This window comes from Pararhodobacter aggregans (assembly GCF_003075525.1).
In the GTDB taxonomy this organism is placed as follows: domain Bacteria; phylum Pseudomonadota; class Alphaproteobacteria; order Rhodobacterales; family Rhodobacteraceae; genus Pararhodobacter; species Pararhodobacter aggregans.
In genome coordinates this window covers 304,948-321,087 of sequence record NZ_QDDR01000002.1, presented here as the reverse complement: position 1 = coordinate 321,087, position 16,140 = coordinate 304,948, and the positions used below count along the sequence as shown (strand labels likewise).

Below are 16,140 nucleotides of genomic sequence, written 5' to 3'. Positions count from 1 at the left end.
GGTTCAGCCCTCCAGCGCCCGGATGAGCGCCAGCGCCGCCTCGGGCGTGCGCGGGCCGAAGCCCAGCAGCAGCGCGCCGTCCATCCGCACGATCCGCCCGTTCTGCGCCGCGGGCGTCAGCCCCAGCGCCGGATGGGCCAGGATCGCCGCATCGTCCAGCGCGTGATCGCCCGAGCGGTCCATCATCAGGATCGCGTCGGGCGCGGCGGCGGCGATGGCCTCGTCGGTCAGGGGGCGGTAGCCCTCGAACCCGTCGAGCACGTTCTGCGCCCCGGCCAGCGTCAGGATGCCCTGCGCGGCGGTGCCCTGCCCCGCCGCCATCACCCGGCCCCCGGCCGCCGACAGGATGAACAGGACGCGGGGATGATCGGCAGCCGCGCGGGCTTCGGCGAGGGTGGCGAAACCCTCGGTCACCGAGCCCACCAGCGGCGACGGATCGACGCCGAGCGCCTCTGCCACGCCCTCGATCCGGGCAATGACACCGGCCTCGGTGAAATCGGCCGCGATCCGCACCACCGGCACGGCGCTGGCCGCGACCAGATCCATCGTCGCGGGCGGACCCGCATCGACATCGGCAAGGATCAGATCGGGATCCAGCGACAGCAGCCCCTCGGGCGAGAGCGCCCGCAGATAGCCCACATCGGGCAATCCGGCGAAAACCTCGGGGTACATGCAGGTCGTATCGCGACCGACCACCCGATCCACCTGCCCCAAAGCCGCGACCACCTCGCACAGCGCCGAGCCCGCCACCACGACGCGGTCCTGCGCCAGGGCGGGCGTGGCGGCCAGAGCCGCCACAACCAACAATCCGCGCATGGCTCAGATCCCGTGCGTCTGGGCGAGCGTGTCGGTCAGCGCGACCCAGCCCTCGGTCCCGGGCAGCGGGCCGCTGTTGTCCTCGGGCGCGGGTTCCGAGCGTTCATTGCCCGGCGCCCGCTGGCCGAAGATCTGGGCGATGACCATGCCGTCGGCGTCGAAGAATTCGATCGACACCGCCATGCCGTGCTTGGTCGGCTTGCGCACCAGCCAGACCTCGGCGATCTTGTCCGCGCGCAGGTGCAGGTTGAAGCCCGGATCCAGCACGTTCAGCCAGGGGCCCATCTGCTCGATCCGGTGGACCGGGCCGCCGTGGATCTGGATGCAGCCCATGTTGCCGACGAAGATCATCACCGGGACCTGACCCTCGGCCGCACCGCGCAGGGCGGCATCGACCGCCTCGGGCTTCAGCGCCACGGCATAGGGCGCCCCGGCGATGCGATAGGCGCCAAGGCGGTTCATCTTCAGTTTCGAGGTGAGGCGCAGGAACTGGTGCGTATCGGTCAGCGCGTCCCATTCCTTCAGCAGGATGTCGCGCTTCTCAAGGTTGGACTTCGCCGCCTCGACCGGGGAGCGCGGCTGGGTCTCGATCCCGTCCGACTGGTCCTCGGCCCGCAGATTGGCGACCAGCGCCTCGAAGGCCGCGACATTCGAGGCCGGGCGCAGATGCACCTTGTGCACCGCATCCCCCGCCGCATCGAAGATCTGTATCGAGCGCTTGTCGCCGTCGCTCAGCGCGAAAGCATGCACCCAATGGCGCGGAAAGATCCGCAGGTCGATATCCGGGCCCAGCACCATCGCCGCATGCGGCCCGGGGTGATAGTCCAGATAGGCGCCGTCCTTCTCGTGCACGCAATGCTCGTTGCGGGTCAGCGCCATGACCGGACCCAGGGTCCCCAGCGCCGGGAACAGCCGGTCGATGTCACAGGTCAGGCGCACCACCCCCGTGCCGTCGACGCCCGAGGCCACCAGATGCGCCTCGCTCACGCCCAGCTGCTCGGCCAGATCGCGGATGCGGCTTTTCGGATTCCCGGCGCGGGCATCGCGCAGGCCCTGCGGCGAGCGGTCGAGCGCGCTCACCTCGGCGGTGAGGTCGGGGGCGGTAAGGCTGGACATGGCAATCCCTTTCATGACCAAGGCAGCGGGGGCAGGCGCGTCTGGCGAAAGGCTGGATTGCGCGGTCGCGCCGAAGAGGGCGCGGTTACTTGACAAAATCTGTTAGGTATCCTAGCCGAAACATGCAAGCGGAAAATTCGTTTCCGCGGTCCCCGCCAGCCATCGTGCCAGCCAGATCCTTACCCTGCAAGCCGAGGTCATGATGGCTGTCCGATTCCCCGCCCTCTGCGGCGCGCTGATGCTCGCCGCGCAGAGCGCCCTCGCCCAATCCGCTCCTGCCCAATCCGCCCCCGATCAGACCACCCCGGCGGTCAGCGTCGAGCTGAACGCCATCCACCCCCGGGACGGCGCCTGCCAGTTCGTGCTGGTCGGCCAGAACGGGACCGAGGCCGATATCGACCGGCTGGTGCTGGAGGCAGTGCTCTTCGACACCGAGGGGCGGGTCGCGACGATGACGCTGCTGGACCTGCAGGACCTGCCCGCGGGCCGCATGCGGGTCCGCAGTTTCGAGATCGGCGGCATCACCTGCGAGGGCGTCTCGCGGCTGCTGATCAACGGCGTCAGCACCTGTGAGCCCGAGGGCTGCGGCGCGGCGATCGAAGCCCGCTCCGTCACGCCGATCGAGGTGCTGCAATGAACGCGCTGTTCGAGGCCGTCGCCAATGTCGCGGAACTCGGCGGCCCGGTGGTCATGGTGCTGCTGGCCATGTCGCTGGTGGCCCTGGCCCTGATCCTGGCCAAGATCTGGCAATTCCTGCGCCTCGGCGTCGGACGCCACGGCGCGCTGGACCGGGCGCTGACCGCCTGGGACCGCGGCGCCGCCACCGAGGCCCGTCAGCAGGCCAAGACCGCGCCCAGCCATCTGGGGCCGGTGACCCTGCTCGCGCTCGATGCCGCCGGCGATGGCCAGCACGACGAGGCCGCGCTCCGCGCCCGCCTCACGGGCGAGGCCGCGGCCCGTCTCGCGCGACTCTCGGCCGGGCTCAGGCTGCTCGATTCCGTGGCGCAGGTGGCGCCGCTGCTGGGCCTTTTCGGCACGGTGCTGGGCATGATCGAGGCCTTCCAGGGCCTGCAAGCGGCGGGCGCGGCCGTCGATCCCTCGGCACTGGCGGGCGGGATCTGGGTGGCGCTGCTGACCACCGCCGTGGGCCTGGCCGTGGCCATGCCCGCCTCGCTGATCCTCAGCTGGTTCGACGCCCGCATCGCCCGCGAGGCCGCGATGTCCGAGCGGATCATCGACACCGCCCTCTGCGCCGGCCTCGGTCATGGCTGACAGCCGCCTGATGCCCGCGCCCCGACGGCGCGGCCTGTCGCTTACCTCGCTGATCGACGTGATCTTCCTGCTGCTGCTGTTCTTCATGCTGACCTCGACCTTCACCAAGCTGGGCGAGCTGGAGCTGACCGCTGCGCCGCAGGGCGCGGGCAGCGCCGAGACGCCGCCCGCCTTTGTCCAGCTCGGCGCCGAGTCGCTGCGCCTCAACGCCCGCGACATCCCGCTCGAGGACCTCCGCGCCGCGCTGACCGAGCTTGCCGGACCCGAAGGCACGGCGCTGATCGCGCTGGCCGAGGGCGTCGAGGCGCAGCGCCTGGTCGATATCCTGGCCGCGCTGCGCGGGGCGCCCTTCGCCGTGCGGGTGCTAGGATGAGAGCCGCCACACCCACCCGCAGCAAGGGCGAGCCGACCATCGGGCTTATCAACATCGTCTTCCTGATGCTGATCTTCTTCCTGATCGCCGGGACCATCGCCCCCTCGCCCGATCCCTCGGTGACGCTGGTCAGCATCGCCGAGCTGGAAACCCGCGCCCCGCCCGAGGCGCTGGTCATCACCGCCGAGGGCGGGCTGCGCATCGACGGCATCGACTGGCCGGACACGCCCGAAGCGGGTGCGCTGGCCTATCTGGAAACCCTGCCCGAACCGCGCGTCGCCCGCCTGCTGGTCGACCGGGCGGCGCCCGCGGCGCTGGTCGTGTCCCTCGCCGAGGGGCTGCGCGGCGCCGGGGCGGAACGGGTCGTCCTGTTGGGAGAAAGGGCCCTCGAATGAGCTTTGCCCGCACCGAACCCGCCTGGCCGGCGCTGGTCGTCGCCGGAGCCCTGTCGCTCGCCGCCCATGCCGCGGTGCTGGCGGGCTTCGCCGGGCGCGGCGAGTCGCTGATGATCGAAGGCGGCGGCGTGGCCGAGATCGCCGCGCTCGGCAATGATTTCCGCGACTTCACCCGCGGCGCCCTGCCCTCGCAGGCGGCCGAGGCTGTGCCGGAAACCCCGGCCGAAGCCGCCCCGACACCGCCCCCGGTGGCGCCCCGGGCCGCGACCAGCGACACGCCCCCGGCCGCGACCGAGGCGGTCGAGGCCCCGGCAACACCCCCGGTCGCCGCGCCCCGGACCCAGGCCGAAACCGCGCCCGAAACCGCCCCCCCGGCCAGCGAGACCCCCACGGTGACCGCCGCCCCCGCCGCGACCCCGGTGGCAAGCTCGCCCGCCACCCCGCCCGCCGCGACGCAAGCCACACCCCTCGCCGCCGCCGCGCCCGTCACCCCGCCGACCACCGCCCCCACACCCGAGGTCGAGGTGCAGATCGCCGCCGCCGACACCCCCCGTCCGCAACGCCGCCCCGACCCCGAGACCCGGCGCCCGCCGCAACAGGCCAGCGCCGCCCAGTCCGCGGGCGATTCCGACCGCGACGCGAGGCGCGGCTCGGACCAGGGCCAGCAACAGGCCACGGCAGCCCGCGCCGCTCCCCGACAGGCGGCGGCCGCCGCGCCGGGCAATGCCGCGGCCTCGAACTACCCGGGCCAGGTGATGCAGCGCATCCAGCGGGTCCGCCGCGCCCGGGTCAACGCGCGGGGCACGGCGGTGGTCGCCTTCACCATCGGTGCAGGCGGCGGGCTGGCGGGGGTGCAGATCGCCCGCGCCTCGGGCAGCGCCGCGCTGGATCAGGCGGCGCTCGACCACATCCGCCGCGCCGCCCCGTTCCCCGCCCCGCCCGACGGCGCGCAACGGCAATTCTCGTTCGAATTCGTCGGACGCTGAGAGGGAAAAAGAGAGGGGGCCGTCTGCCCCCTCTTGGCCTGCGGCCAATTCACCCCCGAGGATATTTAGGGAACAAAGAAGGCGGCTTAACGCCCTCTTAACTTTCATCTTTGTTCTCTAAATATCCTCGGGGGTTTCCAAAGGGGGGTGAGCGGCGTCTCGGAAACGCGCCAGTGGCGCGTTTCAGCCTCGAACGCCGCGCCCGTGGCGCGGCCGGGAGCCGAGGGGGCTGGCCCCCCGCTTCCGCCAGCCCGGTCATGTCAAACCGGCATGCGCTGCTCGACGATCTCGGCCCACCACGAGCAGCCCGCCGGGATCGCATTGTCGTCGAAATCGTATTTCGGGTGGTGCACCATCGCCGTGTCGCCGTTGCCGACCAGGATATAGGCGCCCGGACGCTCCTCGAGCATGAAGGCGAAATCCTCGCCGCCCATGATCAGGGGTGCGGGGGCGCAGGATCCCGCGACCTTCTCGGCCACGCGGGCCGCAAACTCGGTCTGTTCGGGGCTGTTCACCATCACCGGATAGCCCTTGATATACTCGACCCGCGCTTCGGCGCCGAAGGCCGCGGCGACGCCGGTGCAGAGCGCGGTGATGCGTTTCTCGGCCATGGCGCGGGTCTCGGGGTCCATGGTCCGCACCGTGCCCCTCAGCTCGACATGCTGGGGGATGACGTTGAAAGCCTCGGATTCGGTGCGAAACGAGGTGACCGAGACGACGAGATTCTTCACCGGATCGTGGTTGCGGCTGGCCACGGTCTGCAGGGCCGTCACCATCTGCGCGGCGACGACCGTTGTGTCGATGGTCTCGTGCGGTTTGGCGGCATGGCCGCCCAGCCCCTCGACTTCGATCCGGAAGGTGTCGGTGGCGGCAAAGAAGGCGCCCTCGCGGATCGCGAAACTGCCCAGCGGCAGGCCCGGCATGTTGTGCATGCCGTAGACCTCCTGAATGCCCCAACGCTCCATCAAGCCATCATCACACATGACCTTGCCGCCGCCGCCGCCCTCTTCGGCGGGCTGGAAGATCACCACCACGGTCCCGTCGAAATTCCGCGTCTCGGCCAGGTACTTGGCGGCGCCCAGCAGCATCGCCGTATGCCCGTCATGGCCGCAGGCGTGCATCTTGCCCGGCGTCTTCGAGGCGTGCTCGGCCCCCGTCGCCTCATAGATCGGCAGGGCGTCCATGTCGGCGCGCAGCCCGATCACCTTGCCCGAGCCCTGGGCCCTGCCCCGGATCACCCCGACGACGCCGGTGCGCCCGATGCCTTCCGTCACCTCGTCGCAGCCGAAGGCGCGCAGCTTTTCGGCGACGATGCCGGCGGTGCGGTGGGTGTCGAACAGAAGTTCCGGGTTCTCGTGGAAATCGCGGCGCCAGGCGGTGATCTCGGGCAGCAATTCGGCGAAGCGGTTCTTGACGGGCATGTCTGTCTCCTTTCAGGCCGAAAGCGGCATGCGCTGTTCGGCAAGCGTGGCGAACCAGGAGCAACCGGCCGGGATCGCCTCGTCGTTGAATTCATATTCCGGGTGGTGCAGATCGGCCGAGGGGCCGATACCGAGAAAGACGAAGGCCCCGGGGCGCACCGCCAGCATGTCGGCGAAATCCTCGCCGCCCATCGAGGGCTCGAAAGCCGTGTCGATCTCGGCCGAGACGGCCTGCGCGGCGGAGAGCGCCACCTCGGCCTCGGGGCCCGAGTTGATCGTGGGCAACACGCCGTCCTGATAGGTCAGCGTGGCGGTGGCGCCATAGGCCTCGGCGGTGGCGCGGGCGATGGCGGCGATGCGCTCCTTGATGAGCATCTTGGTCGGCACGTCGAAGGTCCGCACGGTGCCGGTCAGCCGCACCGCATCAGGGATCACGTTATGCGCCATCGTGTCGGTCGCCATGCCGGTGACCGACAGGACCGCCGGTTGCAGCGCCGGGACATTGCGCGCCACCACCTGTTGCAGAGCCATGACCACGGCGGCGGCGGCGAGCGTGGTGTCCGCCGCCAGATGCGGCATCGCCCCGTGGCCGCCCTTGCCGCGCACCGCGATCTCGAAGAAATCGGCCGCCGCCAGCACCGGGCCGGGCTTCACCGCGAAGGAGCCGAGCGGCTGGTTCGGGCGGTTGTGCAGGCCGTAGACCTCCTGAATGCCCCAGCGCTCCATCAGCCCATCCTCGACCATGGCCTTGGCGCCGCCGCCCATCTCCTCGGCCGGCTGGAAGGCCAGGACAACCGTGCCGTCGAAATTCCGCGTCTCGGCCAGATATCTGGCCGCGCCCAGCAGCATGGCCGTATGGCCGTCATGACCGCAGGCATGCATCTTGCCCGCCTCGGTCGAGGCATGGGGCAGGCCCGTCGCCTCATGGATCGGCAGCGCGTCCATGTCGGCGCGGAAACCCAGCACCCGGCCCGAGCCGGTCTGGCGCCCCCTGATGACCGCGACGACGCCGGACTGGCCGACGCCTTCGGTGATCTCGTCCACCCCGAAGCTGCGCAGCAGCTCGGCGACCCGGCCCGACGTTCGGGGAAGGTCGAACCTCAATTCGGGATGGGCGTGGAAATCCTGCCGCCAGGCGGCGATCTCGGGCAGCCAGTCGGCGAAACGGTTCTTCACGGGCATGGGCGTTACTCCAGGGGCATCCGGCGTTCGGCGAGGGTCACGAACCACGAGCATCCGACCGGGATCGCCTCGTCATCGAAGCGATAGGCGGGGTGGTGGCACATCGGCGTGTCGCCATTGCCGAGGAAGATATAAGCGCCGGGCCGGGCCTCGAGCATGAAGGCGAAATCCTCGGCGGGCATCACCGGCCGGGTGTCGCGGTCGACATTGGCCTCGCCCACCACCTCGGCCGCGCAATCGGCGGCGAATTGGGTCTGCTCGGGGTGGTTCATCGTCACCGGATAGCCCCAGCGGAAATCCACCTCGGCCGTGGCGCCATAGGCCTGGGCCGTCATCGGCACCAGCGCCATGATCCGCTCATGCGCCAGCTTGCGCAGCTCGGGGTCCAGCGTGCGGACCGTGCCCTTGAGCGTGACCTCATGGGCGATGACGTTCGAGACGACCGAATCGGTGTGGAAGCTGCCCACCGTCACCACGACCGAGCCCAAGGGGTCGATGTTGCGCGCGACGATGGATTGCAGGGCGATGACGATATGGCTGGCGACCAGCGTCGTGTCGATTGCGGCATGGGGCATCGCCGCATGGCCGCCCTTGCCCGTCACCGTGATCTCGAATTCATCGGCCGAGGCCAGCAGCGCCCCCTCGCGGATGGCGAAGGTGCCGACCGGCTCGCCGGGCATGTTGTGCAGGCCATAGATCTCCTGCACGTTCCAGCGGTCCATCAGCCCGTCATCGACCATCGCCTTGCCGCCTGCCCCGCCCTCTTCGGCGGGCTGGAAGGCCAGCACCACGGTGCCGTCGAAATTCCGCGTCTCGGCCAGATACTTGGCGGCGCCCAAGAGGATCGAGGTATGGCCGTCATGGCCGCAGGCGTGCATCTTGCCGGGGGTCTTCGACGCAAAGCCGAGGCCCGTGGCCTCGGTGATCGGCAGCGCGTCCATGTCGGCGCGAAAGCCGATGACCTTGCCCGAACCCGTCTTGCGCCCGCGGATCACGCCGACCACGCCGGACACGCCGATCCCCGGCACCACCTCGTCGCAGCCGAACTCCTGCAGTTTGGCCGCCACCACGCCCGAGGTGCGGGGCAGGTCGTACATCAGTTCGGGGTTCTCGTGCAGATCGTGGCGCCAGGCGGTGATCTCGGGGTGAAGTTCGGCGAGGCGGTTGCGGATTGGCATGGCGGCTCCTTCGGGTTCTTCACATGTTAACGTGGCGCGGATCGGGCCGTATCGCAAGGCTGCTCTGCGCGCCCCGGCTCAGAACCGGCCGTAGCGGAAGGCCGACAGATCGTGCCCCGGATCGCCCCCGGTCGCCAGCTCCGCCAGCACCCGCCCCACGGCGGGCCCGATCCCGAAGCCATGCCCCGACAGCCCGGTGCCCAGGACCAGTCCGGGCAGGCCCGGCACCTGATCGAGGATCGGCACCACATCCGGCATCGTGTCGATCAGCCCGCCCCAGGTGGCGCGGTAGCGGATCGGTCCCAGCTGCGGAAAGGCGGCGGAAAAGGCACTGGCGGCGCTGGCCAGCGCCTTGGCGTCGGGCCCGGGATCGAGGATGCGCGTCACCTCGAAGGGGCTGCGGTCCTCGGCTGTCCAGCGGCGGGGGGTGGTCCAGGCATCGGGCCAGCCGCGGGGCGCGCCCGGCCTGAGCCGCGTGGTGCGCCATTCCTTCTTCAGGATCGACAGATAGGCGCCGAAATGGCGGAAGGCATCGGGGCCCACGGGCATGACATGCGAATTGGGCGCGGCCAGCGAATAGCCGCCATCGGCACGACGGCGGAACCCCACCTCATTGTCCGAGGCGTTGCCGTCATGGATCAGCGGCAGCGGCTCGGTCGCGCCGACCGAGGCCAGAACCGACAGTTGCGGGATGCTCAGCCCGTGCAGCCTGAGCAGCAGGGACGACCAGGCGCCGCCCGCCAGCACCACCGAATCGGCGCGGATGCGGCCTTCCTCGGTGATGACGCCCCTCAGCTGCCCGCCCTCGATATCCAGCGCCCGCACCGCGCAATGTTCGCGAATCGCCACGCCCGCCTGTGCCAGCGCCCGGGCCATCATCGGCACCGCGACCCAGGGCTCGGCCCGCGCGTCGGAGGGGGTGTGCAGCGCACCCAGCCAGCGGCCCTCGGTCGCGCCGGGGATCAGCGCCTGCGTCTCGGCGGCGGACAGGCGGCGGGTGTCGAGATCATGGGCCCTGGCATGGGTCATGAAAGCCTCATGCTCGGCCAGGTCGCGGTCATTCTCGGCCAGATAGGTGACGCCGACAATGCGATGGCCCAGATCGGGGCCCAGCCGCTCGGCCCAGCGGGACCAGAGGCGCTTGGCCTCGATGACCAGCGGGATCTCGGCCGGGTCACGGCCCTGCACCCGGATCCAGCCCCAGTTGCGGCCCGATTGCTCGGCCCCGACAAGGCCCTTCTCGCAGAGCACCACCTGCAATCCCTTGCCCGCCAGCTCCCAGGCGGTGCTGATCCCGGCGATGCCGCCGCCGATCACCACCACATCGCAGGCCAGGGGGATCGGCGCGCGGTGTTCCGGGGGCAGGCCGTTGTGGAAGGGGAAGTCGTTCATGCGAAGAACCGGGCGAGGAAGGCGTTGAACCAGCGGTCGATCTCGGCGTCGTGACGGGCCATCAGCGCGTCCTGTTCGGCCCGGGTCTGGGCGCCGGGTCTGCCCCAGGGCGCAGCCTCCAGCCCCTGCCAGTAGCGCATGAGGTCGGGCGTGACCTCAGGGTGGAACTGGAACCCCCAGGCCGAACCCAGCCGGAACGCCTGATTGGGAAAGAGCGGCGAGGCGGCCAGAACCTCGGCCCCCTCGGGCACGCCGGACCCGTGCCAATGCCATTGCGGCATGACCGGCGGGGTCGGGAACAGCGCGCGCCCGGCCTCGGTCGGCGTCAGCGCGTAATAGCCGAATTCATAGGCGCCGTCGGAACGATGCGCGACCTCGGCCCCATGCGCATAGGCGATGCATTGCGCCCCCAGACAAAGGCCCAGAAGCGGCACATCCGCGGCCACCGCCCGGCGGGCAAAGGCGTGTTCGCCCGCCAGATAGGGGTAGAGGTCGGTCTGGTAGATCTCCTGCCCGCCGCCATAGATGACGGCGGCGGCGATGCCCGCCATGCTGTCGGGCAAGGCGTCGCCCTGATAGGGGCGCAGCACCTCGTAGGGGCGGCCCGTCCGCTCCAGATACAGCCGCACACGGTCGGGCGTCGGCCCGTCATAGCCGTGTTCGATCAACAGGATGCGGCTCATTGGCAGAGATCGTCGACCAGCTTTTCCATGAAGGCCTGCCCGGCGGCGAATTGCTCCAGCGTCAGGAATTCGTCGGGCTGATGCGCTTGGGCGATGTCGCCCGGCCCGCAGACCACCGCCGAATAGCCGCGCACCTGGAACTGCCCGCCCTCGGTGCCGTAGCTGACGACATGCTGGCCGTTGTCGCCGGTCAGCCGCCGGGCCAGTTCCTCGGCCGGGCCGCCCTGTTCGGGGGTCAGCGGCGGCACGCCGAAGACGGAACTGAGGTCCATCCCCGTCTCGGGCCGGATCGCCTGCATCCCCGCCTCGATGGCGCGCGCGGCCTCGACGATCTTCTCGCCCCAGCCGGTATCGCCCGGCACCTGCCGGACCGAGATCAGGAACTCGCAATCCTTGGCGGTGATGTTATGCGCGGTCCCGCCATTGATGACGCCGACATGCAGGGTGGAAAACGGCGGATCGAACACCGCCGCCATCTCCGACGGCGTCGCCGCCGCGTTCTCGGCGTTGCGGTCGTTGCACCAGTCGATCAGCCGCGCGGCCTCCATCACCGCGCTCACGCCATAGGGCTGCAGCGAGGAATGCACCTCGAAGCCCCGGACATGGACCCTGATCCCCACGCCGCCCTTGTGGCCTGTCACCACCTTCATCATCGAGGGCTCGCCCACGATCACCGAGTCCGCGCGCGGCAGGTCCGAGGCGATCATCGCCTCGACCAGATCCGCCACGGCCATGCAGCCCACTTCCTCGTCATAGCTGAGCGCCAGCTGCAGGGGCTTCGTCAGCGGCGCTTTCGCGGCCCTGACCAAAGCCCAGATCGCCAGCGCGTCGAAGCCCTTCATGTCGCAGGTGCCGCGGCCATAGAGCTTGCCGTCCTTCTCGACCACCTGCCAGGGATCGCTGGTCCAGGCCTGCCCGTCGACCGGCACCACATCGGTATGGCCCGACAGGATCACGCCGCCCGGCGCCTCGGGTCCGACTTGCGCATAGAGATGCGCCTTGGTGCCGCAGGGCGACATCACCCGGTGGCTGTCGATCCCCTGCCCCGCCAGATAGCCCTGCAACCACTCGACCAGCGGCAGGTTGGTGTCGCGGCTGACGGTGGGAAAGGCCACCAGCCGTTCGAGGATCTCGCGCGGACCGAGGGGGCGGTCGCCGGGGCTGGTCATGGGATTCTCCGCTTCTCGTTCGGGTCTGGGGCCCTGGGTCTGCACCCGGGCCGGGGTCGTCAACGGGCGCATCCTCGCGCCGCCCGGATCAAGAGGTCAAGCGCACAAAAGGCGCAATCTTCTGACGTGACGGCAGGCAGTTTCGCGCCCCCAGCTTCGCATTCCGCCCAATAGATGAGCAAATCCGCACGTTCTACAAGCGTATAACAGCGCGGATTTCATCTTGCCGTACCAGATGAATGTTGCCAATCTCGTCGCATAACAACCCGAGTCAAAAATGGCCGGGATAAGAACAAACAGGGAGATGCGCATGCCCGACGGGGCAACGCCGGTTCTTGATGTCAAGAACCTTAAGACGGTTTTTGCCACGCGATCAGGCGAGGTACATGCCGTCAATTCCGTCAGCTTCGACCTCAGGCCCGGCGAATTGCTCGGCGTGGTGGGGGAATCGGGCTCGGGCAAATCCGTGACCATGATGTCGCTTCTGGGCCTCCTGCCCTCGCCCCCGGCCGAGGTCCGGTCCGGCACCGTCATGCTGGGCGGACGCGATATCCTGAAGATCGGCGCCGAGGAATTGCGCAATGTCCGGGGCCGCGAGGTGGGCTTCGTCTTTCAGGACCCGATGACCTCGCTCAACCCGGTCTTCACCGTGGGTTTCCAGCTGTGCGAGCCGCTGCGCAAGCATCTGGGCATGTCCAAGGCGCAGGCGCGCAACCGGGCGGTCGAACTGCTGGAGCTGGTCGGGATCCCCGATGCAAGGCGCCGCTTGGGCGATTATCCGCACCAGTTCTCGGGCGGGATGCGGCAGCGGGTGATGATCGCCATCGCCCTGGCCTGCGACCCCAAGGTGCTGATCGCGGACGAGCCGACGACCGCCCTCGACGTCACCATCCAGGCGCAGATTCTGGAACTGGTGAAGGAGTTGCGCCAGAAGCTGGGCATGGCGATCATCTGGATCACCCATGATCTGGGCGTGATCGCCGGCATCGCCGACCGGGTGATGGTGATGTATGGCGGTCAGGTCGCGGAACATGGCCCGGTGCGCGAGGTCTTTGCCAATCCGGCGCATCCCTATACCCGGGCTCTCTTGCAGACCATGCCGAAGATGCACGGGGCGCGCGACGCCAAGCTGCGGGTGATCGAGGGCCAGCCGCCGATGCTGACCCGCCAGCCCGCCGCCTGCCCCTTCACCGCCCGCTGCGCCCATGCCTTCGACCGCTGCGGCCGCGAGAACCCGGCCCGGCGCGACATCGGCCATGCCCATGACGTGGCCTGTCACTGGGACCACACCACCGCCGATCCCCTCACCGCCGCCGAGGCCCCCGCATGACCGAAACCCCGCAGACCGACCGCCGCAAGCTGGTCGAGGTTCGTGACCTCAAGATGCACTTCCCCATTCTGGGCGGCATCCTGCGGCGGCAGGTGGGGGCGGTGAAGGCGGTGGACGGGATCTCGTTCGATATCTTCGAAGGCGAGACGCTGGGCGTGGTGGGCGAATCGGGCTGCGGCAAGTCCACCGCCGGCCGCGCGGTTCTCAGGCTCTACGAGGCGACGGCGGGCTCGATCCGCATCGACGGCGAGGATATCGCCACGCTGCCGGCCGAAGTTCTGCGCAAGAAGCGCCCGGCCATGCAGATGGTGTTTCAGGATCCGCAGGCCAGCCTCAACCCCCGGATGACCGTCGCCGGCATCATCGGCGAGCCGCTGGACGAGCACACCAACTGGGACCGCAAGAAGAAGCTGGCCCGCATCTACGAGCTGATGGACGCGGTCGGCCTGAACCGTGATTTCGCCAACCGCTATCCGCATGCCTTTTCCGGCGGCCAGCGGCAGCGGATCGGCATCGCCCGGGCGCTGGCGCTGAACCCGCGCTTCATCGTCTGCGACGAACCCATCGCCGCGCTGGATGTGTCGATCCAGGCGCAGGTGGTCAACCTCTTGGAGGAATTGCAGGATCAGTTCGGCCTGACCTACATGTTCATCAGCCATGACCTGTCGATGGTGCGCCACATCGCCGACCGGGTGGCGGTCATGTATCTGGGCAAGATCGTCGAACTGGCTCCGGTGAGCCGCCTCTACGATTACCCGCTCCATCCCTATACCGAGGCGCTTCTGTCGGCGGTGCCCGAACCCGACCCCTCGCTCGAGCGGCGCAAGGACCGGATCGTGCTGAAGGGCGACGTGCCCTCGCCCGCCAACCCGCCCAAGGGCTGCAACTTCTGCACCCGCTGCCCCAAGGTCATGGACATCTGCCACCAGCTCGACCCCGAGACGGTCGAAGCGGTACCGGGGCATTTCGTCGCCTGCCATCTGGTTTCCCATCCACAGACCGCCGGACGAACCGGCGGCGCCGAGGCCGAGCACAATCAAATGAAAACCCAACAAGGAGAGGTTGCATGAAACGCAGAAGTGCCCTGTACGGGGCGGCTGCCGCACTGGCGCTCGCGCCCATGGCGGCTTGGGCCGACCGTGGCGAGGACGGTCACCTGAACATCATCTACTGGCAGGCGCCGTCCATCATGAACCCGTATCTCTCGGGTGGCACGAAGGACGTCGAGGCCTCGTCGCTGGTCATCGAACCGCTCGCCCGCTACAATCAGGACGGCGAACTGGTCGCCTGGCTCGCCGAAGAGATCCCGACCGTCGAGAACGGCGGCGTGGCCGAGGATCTGACCTCGATCACCTGGCGGCTGCGCGAAGGGCTGCTGTGGTCGGACGGCTCGCCCGTGACCTCGGCCGACATCGCCTTCACCGCCCAGTATTGCATGCATCCCGAGGGCGGCTGCGCCCAGGCGGCGCGCTATCAGGACGTGGAAAACGTCGAGGTCGTCGACGAGCGCACCGTGACCGTGCATTTCTCGGTGCCCAAACCCGTGCCCTATGGCCCGTTCGTCTCGGCCCAGTCGCCGATCCTGCAGGCGGCACAATTCGCCGATTGCCTCGGTGCCCGGGCGCCGGAATGCACCGAAGCGAACTTCTATCCGATCGGCACCGGCGGCTTCCGGGTCGTGGATTTCCGTCCCAATGACGTGATCCAGATGGAAGCCAACCCCAATTACCGCGATCCCGCCCTGCCCCATTTCGCCACGCTGACCCTCAAGGGCGGTGGCGATGCGGCCTCGGCCGGGCGCGCGGTGATGGAAACCGGCGAGATGGACTACGCCTGGAACCTGCAGCTGGCGCCCGACGTCATCGCCACCATGGCCCAGGGCGGCCGCGGTGTCCCGGTCTCGGCCTTCGGCACGCTGGTCGAACGGATCGAGATGAACCTCACCGATCCCTCGCCCGACCTGCCGCCGGAAACGCGCTCGACCCGCGCGCATCCGCATCCGGTCCTGTCGGACATCCGCGTGCGTCAGGCGCTCAGCATGGCCATCGACCGCGAATTGCTGGTGGAAATCGGCTATGGCCAGGCGGGTCGTCCGACCTGCAACCTGGTCCCGGCCCCGCCGATCTTCGCCTCGACCGCCAATGACGCCTGCCTCGTGCAGGACCTCGACGGCGCCCGGGCGCTGCTCGATGAAGCCGGCTGGACGGTCGGCGGCGACGGCATCCGCGTGAACGCCGACGGCCGCCGCCTGGTCCTCGACTACCAGACCTCGACCAACGCCGTGCGTCAGGACTTCCAGGCCCTGATCCAGCAATGGTGGCGCGAGATCGGCGTCGAGGCCAACCTGCGCAACATCAACTCCTCGGTGTTCTTCGGCGGCGACCCCGGCTCGCCCGACACGTTCCAGAAGTTCTATGCGGACGTGGAAATGTACGCCAACAACTTCAACGGCACCGACCCCGAGTCGTATCTGGGCGCCTATCGCTGCGGCGTCGAGCCCCGGCCGGAAACCCAGTGGCAGGGCGAGAACATCAACCGCTTCTGCGATCCGGCCTATGACGAGCTGCACCTGCAACTCGCCCAGACCGCCAGCATCGAGGAACGCGGCCGCATCGGGCGTGAACTCAACGACATCCTGATGCAGAACTACGTCATCGTGCCGCTGGTCGACCGCGGCCGGGTCTCGGCCCATTCGGTGACCCTGGGCGGCGTGCTGCTGAACACCTGGGATTCCGAACTGTGGAACGTTGCCGACTGGCACCGGACCGAGTGATCTGAGCCCGGACCCGCCCCGTCACGGGGCGGGTCCTTTCCTCACGGAACGCTG

16 protein-coding genes are annotated in these 16,140 nt (G+C 69.2%); 8 read left to right on the top strand and 8 right to left on the bottom strand.

Annotated features, from left to right (window positions below; genetic code table 11):
* Positions 1-3: 3 nt before the first annotated feature.
* Both DDE23_RS05665 and DDE23_RS05660 read right to left on the bottom strand, forming a co-directional pair.
* Positions 4-816, bottom strand: coding sequence for a heme/hemin ABC transporter substrate-binding protein (locus tag DDE23_RS05665; RefSeq protein WP_107750571.1), 813 nt, complete (start codon positions 814-816; stop codon positions 4-6).
* Between the two features lie 3 nt (positions 817-819).
* Positions 820-1,932: a hemin-degrading factor gene (locus DDE23_RS05660; protein ID WP_107750572.1), complete on the bottom strand. Its 1,113-nt coding sequence runs from the start codon at positions 1,930-1,932 to the stop codon at positions 820-822.
* Between the two features lie 202 nt (positions 1,933-2,134).
* Between DDE23_RS05660 and DDE23_RS05655 the strand changes: the two genes are divergently transcribed.
* Genes DDE23_RS05655 through DDE23_RS25690 form a run of 5 tightly spaced genes read left to right on the top strand, consistent with a single transcriptional unit; the run spans position 2,135 to position 4,958 of the window.
* Positions 2,135-2,569: a hypothetical protein gene (locus tag DDE23_RS05655; RefSeq protein WP_133239523.1), complete on the top strand. Its 435-nt coding sequence runs from the start codon at positions 2,135-2,137 to the stop codon at positions 2,567-2,569.
* Positions 2,566-3,204, top strand: a complete 639-nt coding sequence (locus tag DDE23_RS05650) for a MotA/TolQ/ExbB proton channel family protein (RefSeq protein ID WP_107750574.1) — start codon at positions 2,566-2,568, stop codon at positions 3,202-3,204. Before DDE23_RS05655 ends, DDE23_RS05650 begins: the two co-directional genes overlap by 4 nt.
* Positions 3,197-3,577 (top strand): ExbD/TolR family protein, encoded by a 381-nt coding sequence (locus DDE23_RS05645; RefSeq protein WP_238149910.1) that lies wholly within the window; start codon positions 3,197-3,199, stop codon positions 3,575-3,577. Before DDE23_RS05650 ends, DDE23_RS05645 begins: the two co-directional genes overlap by 8 nt.
* The gene (locus DDE23_RS05640) at positions 3,574-3,972 is read left to right on the top strand and encodes an ExbD/TolR family protein (RefSeq protein WP_107750575.1); all 399 of its coding nucleotides are present in this window, start codon (positions 3,574-3,576) and stop codon (positions 3,970-3,972) included. The genes DDE23_RS05645 and DDE23_RS05640 overlap by 4 nt, the downstream gene beginning before the upstream one ends.
* Positions 3,969-4,958, top strand: a complete 990-nt coding sequence (locus DDE23_RS25690) for an energy transducer TonB (protein ID WP_107750576.1) — start codon at positions 3,969-3,971, stop codon at positions 4,956-4,958. The genes DDE23_RS05640 and DDE23_RS25690 overlap by 4 nt, the downstream gene beginning before the upstream one ends.
* Before the next feature lie 260 nt (positions 4,959-5,218).
* Here DDE23_RS25690 and DDE23_RS05630 read toward each other — a convergent pair whose 3' ends face one another.
* The 6 genes from DDE23_RS05630 to argE form a co-directional block, all read right to left on the bottom strand.
* Positions 5,219-6,379, bottom strand: a complete 1,161-nt coding sequence (locus tag DDE23_RS05630; protein WP_107750577.1) for a M20 aminoacylase family protein — start codon at positions 6,377-6,379, stop codon at positions 5,219-5,221.
* Between the two features lie 12 nt (positions 6,380-6,391).
* Positions 6,392-7,561 carry an amidohydrolase gene (locus tag DDE23_RS05625; protein ID WP_107750578.1) on the bottom strand — a complete coding sequence of 390 codons (1,170 nt, stop codon included), beginning with the start codon at positions 7,559-7,561 and terminating at the stop codon, positions 6,392-6,394.
* Positions 7,562-7,566: 5 nt separating this feature from the next.
* Complete coding sequence (locus DDE23_RS05620; protein ID WP_107750579.1) at positions 7,567-8,739, bottom strand: M20 aminoacylase family protein; 1,173 nt, start codon at positions 8,737-8,739, stop codon at positions 7,567-7,569.
* 78 nt (positions 8,740-8,817) lie between these two features.
* Complete coding sequence (locus DDE23_RS05615) at positions 8,818-10,131, bottom strand: NAD(P)/FAD-dependent oxidoreductase (protein ID WP_107750580.1); 1,314 nt, start codon at positions 10,129-10,131, stop codon at positions 8,818-8,820.
* Positions 10,128-10,814, bottom strand: coding sequence for a type 1 glutamine amidotransferase (locus tag DDE23_RS05610; protein ID WP_107750581.1), 687 nt, complete (start codon positions 10,812-10,814; stop codon positions 10,128-10,130). Before DDE23_RS05610 ends, DDE23_RS05615 begins: the two co-directional genes overlap by 4 nt.
* Positions 10,811-11,983 (bottom strand): acetylornithine deacetylase, encoded by a 1,173-nt coding sequence (argE, locus tag DDE23_RS05605; RefSeq protein WP_107750582.1) that lies wholly within the window; start codon positions 11,981-11,983, stop codon positions 10,811-10,813. Before argE ends, DDE23_RS05610 begins: the two co-directional genes overlap by 4 nt.
* 310 nt (positions 11,984-12,293) lie before the next feature.
* Between argE and DDE23_RS05600 the strand changes: the two genes are divergently transcribed.
* Genes DDE23_RS05600 through DDE23_RS05590 form a run of 3 tightly spaced genes read left to right on the top strand, consistent with a single transcriptional unit; the run spans position 12,294 to position 16,086 of the window.
* Positions 12,294-13,313, top strand: coding sequence for an ABC transporter ATP-binding protein (locus DDE23_RS05600; RefSeq protein WP_107750583.1), 1,020 nt, complete (start codon positions 12,294-12,296; stop codon positions 13,311-13,313).
* Positions 13,310-14,383, top strand: a complete 1,074-nt coding sequence (locus DDE23_RS05595; RefSeq protein WP_107750584.1) for an ABC transporter ATP-binding protein — start codon at positions 13,310-13,312, stop codon at positions 14,381-14,383. Before DDE23_RS05600 ends, DDE23_RS05595 begins: the two co-directional genes overlap by 4 nt.
* The gene (locus tag DDE23_RS05590; protein WP_107750585.1) at positions 14,380-16,086 is read left to right on the top strand and encodes a peptide ABC transporter substrate-binding protein; all 1,707 of its coding nucleotides are present in this window, start codon (positions 14,380-14,382) and stop codon (positions 16,084-16,086) included. Before DDE23_RS05595 ends, DDE23_RS05590 begins: the two co-directional genes overlap by 4 nt.
* Positions 16,087-16,140 lie beyond the last annotated feature (54 nt).